Origin of the sequence: Romboutsia sp. Marseille-P6047, from assembly GCF_900604535.1 — a bacterium.
GTDB lineage: Bacteria > Bacillota > Clostridia > Peptostreptococcales > Peptostreptococcaceae > Romboutsia_E.
The window spans coordinates 137,418-149,265 of record NZ_UWOT01000008.1 but is presented as its reverse complement, the minus strand read 5'-3'; the positions used below and the strand labels follow the sequence as shown (position 1 = coordinate 149,265).

At 22.3% G+C, this 11,848-nt stretch carries 9 protein-coding genes and 1 pseudogene; all 10 read left to right on the top strand.

What is annotated here, in order from left to right:
* Positions 1-311 (top strand): ATP-binding protein (locus tag EIH23_RS10180; protein ID WP_164489046.1); only part of this gene is annotated, 311 nt, incomplete at its 5' end.
* Between the two features lie 146 nt (positions 312-457).
* Positions 458-1,174, top strand: a complete 717-nt coding sequence (locus EIH23_RS10175) for a LytR/AlgR family response regulator transcription factor (protein ID WP_164489045.1) — start codon at positions 458-460, stop codon at positions 1,172-1,174.
* Between the two features lie 217 nt (positions 1,175-1,391).
* Entirely contained in the window at positions 1,392-2,636 is a 1,245-nt protein-coding gene (locus tag EIH23_RS10170; RefSeq protein ID WP_122640177.1) for an EAL domain-containing protein, read from the top strand.
* A 181-nt stretch (positions 2,637-2,817) separates the two neighbouring features.
* Positions 2,818-3,525 carry a LytR/AlgR family response regulator transcription factor gene (locus EIH23_RS10165; protein ID WP_122640176.1) on the top strand — a complete coding sequence of 236 codons (708 nt, stop codon included), beginning with the start codon at positions 2,818-2,820 and terminating at the stop codon, positions 3,523-3,525.
* A 620-nt stretch (positions 3,526-4,145) separates the two neighbouring features.
* On the top strand, positions 4,146-4,862 hold the full coding sequence (locus EIH23_RS16350; RefSeq protein ID WP_164489044.1) for a sensor histidine kinase: 717 nt from the start codon (positions 4,146-4,148) through the stop codon (positions 4,860-4,862).
* A 913-nt stretch (positions 4,863-5,775) separates the two neighbouring features.
* On the top strand, positions 5,776-6,408 hold the full coding sequence (locus EIH23_RS10155) for a sensor histidine kinase (RefSeq protein ID WP_124097568.1): 633 nt from the start codon (positions 5,776-5,778) through the stop codon (positions 6,406-6,408).
* Positions 6,409-6,647: 239 nt separating this feature from the next.
* Positions 6,648-8,015, top strand: coding sequence for a ligand-binding sensor domain-containing protein (locus tag EIH23_RS16640; protein WP_243113386.1), 1,368 nt, complete (start codon positions 6,648-6,650; stop codon positions 8,013-8,015).
* Positions 8,016-8,143: 128 nt separating this feature from the next.
* A pseudogene (locus tag EIH23_RS16930) lies at positions 8,144-9,904 on the top strand (ATP-binding protein).
* 158 nt (positions 9,905-10,062) lie between these two features.
* On the top strand, positions 10,063-10,203 hold the full coding sequence (locus EIH23_RS16345) for a hypothetical protein (RefSeq protein WP_164489043.1): 141 nt from the start codon (positions 10,063-10,065) through the stop codon (positions 10,201-10,203).
* Positions 10,204-10,495: 292 nt separating this feature from the next.
* On the top strand, positions 10,496-11,668 hold the full coding sequence (locus EIH23_RS10140; protein WP_122640172.1) for an amidohydrolase: 1,173 nt from the start codon (positions 10,496-10,498) through the stop codon (positions 11,666-11,668).
* Positions 11,669-11,848: the final 180 nt, after the last annotated feature.

Sequence of the window (11,848 nt, the reverse complement as noted above, 5' to 3'; positions counted from 1 at the left end):
ACCTAGATATATGTACAATTATTGGTAATTTAATGGATAATTCTATTGAAAGTTGTGAAAAATTTAAAGGAAATAAATTTATAGATTTAATAATAATATCAGAGGGTAGTAAATTAATTCTTAGAGTTAAAAATAGTTGTGATGGAAAATTAATTAAGATAAGAGGTAAATTTAAAACTACTAAACAAGAAGATGGACATGGATTTGGTTTAATTCAAATTGATAATATAGTAAAGAAATTTAATGGATACATCAATAGAAGTTATGATGATAATGTATTTTCTACTTATATAAAAATAGAGTATAAATAAAATAATCGAAATTAATACAGTATCTAAATTATTTTTATATCTAAGAATATAATAAATTATATATTTAATTAATGTATAACTTATATTATGATATGTATAGAATTTATTAATATTAAATGATACATATTTGGATAGGAGATTTTCTTATGAACATAGCAATATGTGAGGACAACAATGAAGAATTCAATATAATAAATAAATACATTGAAAATTGGTCTAAGGAAAAGAATATAGAGGTAAAAGTTGATAAATATCGAAGTGCAGAATCCTTTTTATTTGAATGGATAGATTATGATAAATATGATTTAATTTTTTTGGATATAAAAATGAAGTATATATCGGGAATAGAACTTTCTAATTTAATTAGAGAAAAAAATAAAATAGTTGATATTGTATTTACGACAGGAATATTTGAACATGCTTTACACGGATATAGTGTTAATGCAATGCAATATTTGTTAAAACCAATAGGTCAAAATGATATACATTTATGTTTAGATAAAGTTTTAGAAAAATTAAACTATACAAATAAATTATCAAAATTCATAATTATAAAGACTTCTAAAAATTGTATAAGATTAAACTATGATGAAATATATTATTTTGAAATGTTTTCTCCTAATATAACTATATATACAATAAAAGAAGAGATAGTCATAAGAAAAACAATAAGTGAAGTAGAAGATGACTTAAGAGATAACTTATTTATAAGATGTCATAGATCATATATAGTAAATTTAAGATATGTAAAGTCAATATCAAAAAATACTATTATATTAGAAAATGGAGTAAGTATACCTGTAAGTAGAAACAAGTATAAAGAGGTCAATGATAGCTATATAAATTATTTATGTGAAATATAATAAAATATTAATTTAACTAAAATATGAAAACATACGATAATAACCATAGTAATCGTATGTTTTTTATTTGTAAAACTATACATTTAGATTAAAAAATTAAACCTTTAGATACAAATTTTAAAAAATAACAGTTACTTAATATAAATTATTAAAAAATGAAGATATAAATAGTCTTACTAAGTTTAATTAATACATTATATATGAATAGGAGAAACATATGAGCAGAAAAGAGTTTAATTTATATTCAGAAGTATTGTTAAATATATTTGATAACAATTTCAATGATATTGATAATTTAATAGAAGAGATAAAAAAGATATTGCCATTTATAAGAATATATATATGTGAAAGAAATAAAAAAGATGAAAATGAAAATAAAGAGTTTTCAATGGAATATATAGACATTATTAATGATTTACTATTTAACTTAGAAAAGGATAAAAAGATAAGTTTATATTATGATGAAATTTATATACAAGAAAATTATAATTATCATTATAATTTAATAATATCTCAAGGTATAGAAAATTTTATAATATATCCATTTGATATTTTAAATGAATCCTATGGATATATATATATGGACTTCGATTGTAAAATACATACAGTTAAGTACATCATTGAGCTTATAGCTAACTTATTGATTAAAAATATAGAAAGGATATATAGCAAAGAATCTAATGCTACAGATGTAATTGATTTATATAAAAAAGTAAAAAAAGGTATTCGATTAAATGAATTTAAATTTGTATATCAGCCTAAATTTAATATACAAAGCAATCAAATTATAGGCGCAGAAGTTTTAATACGATGGCATAAAGGTGATGGTAGTATTATATACCCAGATAAGTTTATAGAAATATTAGAAGATATAAATCTCGTTTATCTAATAGATTATCATACAATTAAAGAAGTTTTAAAAAAATTATATTATTGGAATAATTTATATGGAAATAACATAGTACCTATGTCAATAAACCTATCAAAGAGTACATTAATGAGACCAGATTTTATAGAGATTTTAAAAGCCATAATAAAAAAATATAATATAGATTTAAATTACATAGAATTTGAAATAACAGAAAGAGAGTATGTGGATTATAGCATAAAAGAAATAAATGAGAAAATTGATATAATACGAGGATTAGGTATAAAAGTATCTTTAGATGACTTTGGATCTGGACATTCAAATATATCATTTTCTATGAATATAGATTTAGATATTATAAAAATTGATAAAAGTATTATTAGTAAAATTGGGGAAAATAAAAAAATTGATTCTATTTTATTATTTATATGGGACTTAGCAAATAAAAGTAATATAGAGTTAGTTGCGGAAGGAATAGAAACTAAAGAGCAACTTGAATTTTTAGTGAATAATGGATATAAGTTTGGGCAAGGATATTATTTATCAAAGCCTATTAATGATGAAATATTTGAACATGAATACTTAATTATATAAAATAAATAATTTAGAGAAATCATATTGTTTAAAATCAATATGATTTTTTTTATTTAAATTAAAAATAATAATGTATTATAAAATAAATTTTACATTTAATAAATTTAGTTTTATTATTATATAGGAAATTAATATTTAATGAGATGAAAAATGGAATAATAAGTAGAGGTGGATTATATTTATGAAGATAGCGATATGTGAAGACCAAGCGGTACAAATGGACTTACTTAATAGTAAAATTACAAATTGGGCCAATGAAAAAGGTATTAATATATTAATTGACAACTTTTCAAGTGCAGAATCGTTTTTATTTCAATGGTCAGATTATAACAAATATGACATTATATTTTTGGATATAAAGTTGAGCAAAATGTCTGGAATTGAGTTATCTAATATAATTAGAGAAAAAAATAAAACCATGGATATTGTATTTGTAACTGGATTTTTTAAATATGCACTACATGGATATAAAGTTGGAGCATTACAATACCTAATGAAACCAGTAAAGAAATTAGATTTACAATTCTGTTTAGATAAAACATTAAATAGGATAAGTGATAAGTGTGAAACATCTATGATTATTTTAGATACATCAAAACATATCATAAAATTAGATTATAATGAAATACATTATTGCATAATGTTTTCTCCGTATATAGATATTCACACAAATTCAGAAAAAATAACGTTAAGAAAGAAAATAAGTGAAATGGAAGAAATCTTACCAAATGAATACTTTGTTAGATGCCATAGGTCATATATAGTAAATTTAAAATATATTAAGTCGATAACGAAAAGTAATGTAGTATTAGAAAGTGGATTTAAAATACCTATAAGTAGAGGTAAATATAAAGAAATAAATGATGCATTTATAACTTATATCACTTAAAAAAGGATTTATATAAAATTATGAATAACTTTTATGAGATGGATTTACTATTTAATTTTATAAATATAGTTATGATGATTTATTTTTTTAATAAAATAATGCCATCTAAAAATAAAAAATATACTAGATTGTATACTATACTTATAATTATATTTTATTTTTTTATACCATCAACTAAACAGAATAGCATATTATATAAACTTAAAGATGGTAAAATAGTCTTATTTGTTTTGGGGTATTATAGTTTAGTGTTACTATACCCACTTCTATTTAGAGAAGGAAGGTTGTCAGAAAAGTTTTTTTTATCTTCATTTTATATTAGTATAAACCTAGTGTGTTCTTTCACAATATTTATTTTAACATCAAATATTTTGAATTTGCCATTAATTCATACTATAATTTATTTTAGTTATAATAAATGTTTTAGTATTTTATTTAATAAATCTATTCAGTTTATACTTGTTTATATATTTTTAAATAATATTAACTTTATAAATTTTATTAAATATATAAAAGATAAAATATTATATGTAGGTGGGATAGTATTAATATTAAGTCAGTTATTGATTCTTGTATTAGAGATAAATTCAATAAAAAAAATATATATAGCTAATAGAGAGATGGTATTCATTGTATCTATATTATGCATAATACAAATATTATCTGTATATGTACTAAATATATTATCTAAAGAAATAGAAGAGAAATTCATATTAAAAATAAACTTAGACCGCAAAGTACATGATGAAGAGGTTATAGATATGTATAAGCAAATGATGGGATGGAAGCATGATTTAAAAAAACATATAAGTATGATTACAGGTTTATTAGAAATAGGAACAAAAGAAGAAGCTCTTTCATATATAAATGAAATAAATTCTAATATTAGTAAATTAGATAAAAATATATATACAAATAATATAGCTATAAATTCTATAATAGCTAGTAAAATGAAAATTATAGAAGAAAAAAATATAAATATAAATTTAGAGCTAAGTATAAATGCAGAAATAAAAATTTCTAACATCGATATATGTATTATTTTAGGAAACTTATTAGATAACTCAATTGAAGCAGGGAGCACTATTTCGGAATATAGATTTATTAATTTAAAAATCGTTTCGGAACATAGTAGATTAGTGATAAAAATAAGCAATAATACGAATGGTATTGTAAATGAAGTAAATGGAAGGTTTTTAACTACAAAAAATAATGATATAAGCGGTGTAGGTTTAATACAGATTGATAATATAGTAAAAAAATATGATGGATATATCAATAGAAAACATGAAAATAATATATTTACAACATATATGATGATACAATATAAAGATTAATTTATATATTTAATATTTAGCAAATTATTAATAAATTACATAGATATAAATTATTTAAACTATAAGACAAATAAACTACAGTTTTAATGTAACTGTAGATTTTTTTTATTTGGTTTGATATAGTATAAAGTGATGCTATTGTAAAAAATTACCATAAAGTTTTTATATTTGACTTTAATTCAGAAATATAAATAAGTTAAAAGTACAAGTAGTGTTTTAAAGATTAGATTAAAAAAATAAGGATTAAGATAGATTTATGACTGATTTATACTTGATTGAAAAATTAGGAGATTTTATAGGTGCAAATATATTAATATATTTCTTTAATAAAAATTTGCAGCCTAAAAATGAAAAATATAGTAGATTTAACACAGTAATTATGATTATATTTTATACATTAATATCTTCATTAAATATAAATAATCTTATTTTTAATATGGATAGTTATAAATAATTATTTATTTCTACTTACCCATATTAATATTAATTTATCCTTTACTATTTAGAAGAGGTAGATTGCCAGAAAATTTTTTTTTTTCATTTTATATTAGTACCATATTAATGAATTCTTTTATAGGGTATATGATATTTTCAAAATTATTTAATGTAACATTAATTGAGCTAATGATAAACTTAAGTTATAAGAGAAGCTAGCAATGATTACTAATAGGTTTTTTTCAGTTTTTATTCACATTTAAATTAATAGACAACATGAATCTTATAGGATATATAAAAGATAAAATATTGCTTACAGGGGGCTAATTTTATTTTAAACCATATATTAATATTTATAGTTCAGATTGATTTAATTAAATATTTAAGAAAAACGAATCTAAATGTGGCTATTATTATAATTAGCTTATATATTATTCAGTTACTATCGATATATATTTTAAATATATTATCAAAAGAGATGGAAGAAAAATTTATATTAAAAATGGAATTAGATCGTGAAATACACAACAAAGAAATAGAATCTATGTATTCAGAAGTAATAGGATGGAGGCATGATATTAAAAATCATATAAATATGATTTTAGGCCTATTAGAAATTAGCTCTAAAAAAGAAGTTGTTTCATATATAAGGGAAATCGATACTAGAATTGATAGATTAGATCCCAAAATATATACAGAAAATGTAGCCATAAATTCAATATTAATAAGTAAAGTAAAATTGGCAAAAGAAAAGGAAATAAAAATAGATTTAGATATAAAAATAAATTCAAATATAAGTATTACTAATCTAGATATGTGTACTATACTAGGAAATCTTTTGGATAATTCTATAGAGGCTTGTGATATTATTGAAGGAGATAAATTTATAGATTTAAAAATAGTTTCAGAAGATAAAGGATTAATAATTAAGATAAGTAATAGTACTAATGGTTATGTAAATGAGGTAAATGGAAAATTTGTTACTATAAAAGATAAAAGAATTAATGGTATTGGTATAATTCAAATAGATAGAACAGTAAAAAAGTACAATGGATATATAAATAGAAAACATGAAGGTAGCATATTTACTACATATATTATGATACAATAAAAATAATTATAAAATTAAAACTATATAATGATAATAGTGGGATACTCAGCATGCAGGGTATCTTTTTATATAATTAATATAAACTTTAACAACATAACAAAGTAGAAGAAGTACAATTTAGATACTAAAAAAGTCATTTAACGACAATTTTAAATTAAATTAAGACAAATAAAGTAGAATCTTATAAGAGAGAATGTTTTGAATATATAGTAAGTTTAATAATGTGGGGTTAAAAAAGTATGAGATTAAAAGTTTTTATATTAATTATTTTACTTAATATTCTATTACCTATAAAATCATATGCAGAAATATTAAGTAATGCAAAATTTGAGAATATATCCATTGATGATGGTCTATCAAACGAAGATATAACATCAATTTTTCAAGATAGTAAAGGATATATGTGGATAGGAACAAAAGATGGACTTAATAGATATGATGGTGAAAATATAAAAATATATAATTGTATTTCTGGGGATGAAAATACTTTAAGTTCAACATATATAACTGACATAGAAGAAGATTGTAATGGGAATATATGGATAGCTACAGATCATGGATTAGATTTGTTAGATACAGATACAGATACTATTATAAGGATGAAGGATAGAGATGATAAATACAAACTAGGTGAATTAAAAATAACCTCATTACTAAAAAGTAGTTATGAGGAATATATCATGTGGGTTGGTACAGAAAATGGTTTGATGAAAATTGATATTGAAAATGAAACTATTGAAGCTTTTTATCATGATCCGGATAATCCAAATTCATTAATTAGTTCATCAATAACTTGTTTAGAAGAAGGGGAAGATAATTATTTATGGGTTGGAACTAAACAAGGAATTAACACAATAAGCGAAGATTTAAAAATATATAAAAATGAAGATAAAAGATATAAAGATAGATTATTTGTTTCTTACATATCAAAAGATAATTTAGGTAATATGTGGATAGCAACTAAGGAAGGTATTTACATGTACAACATAAGAGAAGATAAAAAAGATAAATTATATATGATTAATAGCTCAGGTGTAAAAGAATATAATATAAAAGAAAATATTATAAATGATATTTATATTTTTAAAGATAATGAAATAAGATTTTATAATAATATTATATTTACTGATAGTGAGAATAATACATGGTTATCTAGTAGTAATGGTGCAATCAAGTATTCAAAAAGTAAGGGTATTTTTGAATTATATAAAAAAGATATTAATATTAAAAATTCAATTTCAAGTAATGTTATAAATTGCTTTTATGAGGATTTTAACGGTACAATATGGATTGGTACAGATAAAGGTGTAAATATATTAAATGACGATATTATGTTTAATTATATTAATAAAGTAGAAGATAAAAATATAGTATCTATTTTAGAACATAATGGTGATATATGGGTAGCTAGTAAGTTTAAAGGAATATATATATATGATTCAAAAAATGGAAATTGTAAAAAGATAATGTATGAAGAAGAAGATTTTAATTTAAGTGATAGATATATAAAAAATTTATTTAAAATAGATAATAGATATATCCTTATAGTAACCAATAAAGAACTAATAGCTTTTAATACAAAAAAAATTCATATAAAGAAATACTAATTAAGGATGATTACTCTTCGGAATTAAGCTATATATATAATGATGGAGAAAATATATGGGTAGCAACTACAACTGATTTCTATTCTTATAACATAAATACTAAAGAAAAAACATATTATAGTGAAAGTATGAATAATATTGGAGTTAACTCAGGTTGTGTAAAGTACATACTAGAGGATAAGGAAGATAAAAATATTATTTGGTTAGGTGGAATTGATACAGGATTAATTAAATACCATAAAGAAAAAGGAATTATAAAGATATATAGCAATAATTCATCCACAGAAGATTCTTTAATTAATGATTATATAAACTGTATGACTTTTGATAATTCAGGGGATTTATGGATAGGAACAAATACAGGTATTAGTAAACTTGATATAAAAACAGATAAATTTACTTCTTATACAACTGCACATGGATTAACTAATAACTTTATAAATTCAATTATAATTGATGATTATAGTGATATTTGGATAAGTACAAATAAAGGTTTAAATAAATTTGATATAGAAAAAGGTACTTTTAGAAAATTTACAAAAATGGATGGGTTATATGGATATCAATTTAATTTAAATACAAGTATAAAGCTAGAAAATGGAATTATTATATTTGGTAGTACAGAAGGATGTACATATTTTAACCCTGATGAGTTAGATGATTATAAGATGAATAAAAATGAAGTAGTAGTTGGTGACATTTTTATAGGGAAAAACAAAATTGTATATGATGGAAATGAAATAACATTAGAATATAATTATAAAGATTTATATATTAATTACTTTTTACCTAATTATGAAAATTTAAATACTACAACATACGAATATATGCTTGAAGGGATGGACTCAGATTGGGTATATGTTGATTCTAGAAGCAGTTTAAATTTGGAATCCTTAGAACCTGGTAAATATACTTTGAAATTAAGAGCAAGAGATGGACATGGTAATCTAACAAGTGAAACAAATATAAATATAAAAGTAAAAAATCCTATTTGGAAGACACCTATAGCTCATATAATATATATATCTATAGCAGCTGTAATAATTATTTATATTTTTAATTATGTTAAAATATTACATCGCTTAGTCGATCAAAAGACAATGAAATTAAATAATCAATTAAAAGAAAATGAAAAGCTAAGTAAAGAAGTAATAGAGCAAGAAAAATTCAAAAATAATTATTTTGTGAATTTATCTCATGAGCTTAGAACTCCTATAAATGTTATAGCCTCAACGGTGCAGTTAATAAATGTACTTAATCAAGGTAAAAATATAACACAAGAAAAACTTAATCAGTATATGGATATTATAAGTAAAAGTTGTGATAACTTATTAAAAATAATAAATGATATTATAGATAGTTCAAAAATAGAGACAGGTAAGTATAAAATTAATAAAAAAAATAATGATATAGTTTATATAGTTGAAGAAGCAGCTCTTAATATGAGTAAATTTATAGAAGATAAAGGATTATCTCCTACAGTAGACCCTGATATAGAAGAGAAAATTATATATTGTGATGAAATCGAAATTGAAAGATGTATAATAAATTTATTAGCTAATGCTGTTAAGTTTACTCAAGAAGGCGGAGAGATAAAGGTATATATAAAAGAAGTTAAAGATAACATTGAAATAACTATAGAGGATACAGGAATAGGCATATCAAAAGAAGATCAAGAATTTATATTCAAAAGATTTTCATAAGTAGATGGAACAGGAGCTATAAAATCAAGTAGTAGTGGAATAGGTCTTACACTTGTTAAATATATAGTAGAGCTTCATGGTGGATATATTAGACTTGAAAGTGAGCTTAATAAAGGCAGTAGATTTACTATAGGAATTCCAAATATAGTCGAGAATATAGAATGTAACAATGATAGTATAGTTTAAGTTTATAATAAATTATAAATTTATATATGATATATTTAATAAATTAGAGTTGTTGAGTTTTTAAAACTTAGCAATTCTAATTTTTTGTCTGAAGATATTTGATTTTAATATAAATCTAATATCTGGGCTTAAAAAATATAAGTGATGGAGTATTTATTATGAAAGTAGAATCTATTGAAAATGTAGATAATTATTTATCTAATGAACCATTTAAAATTTATGGTATTCAAGATTATAATGTTATAGAATTCTCACATAATTACTTCAATAATTCTCCTAATGATTGGTTTAATAAATAATTACTATTAAATAAATATTAGAAAATGCTAATTGAATTTGAATATAAACTAAAAGATTGTAATAATATATTCGTAATCATATTTTGAGAAACCCAAATAACATTTTAATTCTATTAGCCTATATATAAAAGGTTATATTCTTTCCACGGAGCTATTTTTATATTTAAAATCATAAAAAATAGTATATATCACAGGTATATACTATTTTTTAAACTTTACTTACAAATTAAATAAGGATTATTTAATAATAAGTTAGATTACATAAGCTAATTTATAAAGGAGTATGAAAATAATGTTATTAATAAAAAACGGAAAAATAATGACAATGTGTGGTAAAACATATGATAACGGATCTATTTTAATAAAGGATGGAAAAATCATAGATATTGGCGAAAATATTGATATAACTGATGAAGATTATACAGTAATAGACGCAAAAAATTACTGGGTTATGCCTGGAATAATAGAGGCACATTGTCATATAGGTATAAAAGAAGAAAGAAAAGGATTTGAAGGTGATGATTGCAATGAGATAAATGAACCCATCACACCATATTTAAGAGCATTAGATGGAATTAATGTTATGGATTCTGCTTTTCACACTGCAATAACTTCTGGAATCACGGGGGTTATGGTCGGACCTGGAAGTTCAAATGTAGTAGGAGGACAATTTGCATTCATTAAAACTCATGGCAGAGTAATAGATAATATGACTATACTTGAACCAGCAGCAATTAAGGTTGCATTTGGAGAAAATATAAAAACAAACTATAATCAAAAAAATATGGTTCCATCAACTCGCATGTCTGTAGCAGCTCTTTTACGTGAAGAATTATTTAATGCTAAGCAATATAGTCAAAATAAACAAAATGCAATGAAAAATGGAGATAATTTTGATAAAGTGTTTAGAAAAGAATGCTGGCTACCTGTAATTAATAGAGATATTCCTATTAAAGCACATGTACATAGAGCAGACGATATTTTAACTGCAATTCGTATAGCAAAAGAGTTTAATATAAGATTAACCTTAGACCATTGTACAGAAGGTCACTTAATTGCAGATGAAATTAAAGATTCTGGATTTCCAGCAATAGTTGGTCCATCATTAGCTGTTAGAAATAAAATAGAAACTCAAAATTTAGATTTTAAAACAGCTGGAATATTACACAAAGCTGGTGTTAAAGTAGCAATAACAACAGATCATCCAGTCACAAGAATACAGGATTTGCCTATTTGTGCAGGATTTGCAGCAAGAGAAGGTTTAGGAGTAGAAGAAGGTCTTAAATCTATTACTATAAATGCGGCAGAGATATGTAATGTATCAGATAGAGTTGGAAGTATTGAAATAGGGAAAGATGCGGATATTGCAATTTTTAATGGAAATCCAATGGAAGTATTTACAAAGGCTATGTACACTATAATTGATGGTGAAGTGGTCTATGAAGCTAAAAGTATTAAAAATTAGCTAAAAAATTAAAAGCAATAGGTATTTATTAAATTTACCTATTGCTTTTAATTTTTTATAAATATATTTTATAAACTTACCAAATTTACATAGTGTTAAAAGGTATATTATATAAACAAAAGGTAAATACTACAGAGAAGAAAATTGAATAAAAAATTAATAGAATGGAAATAAGATGTT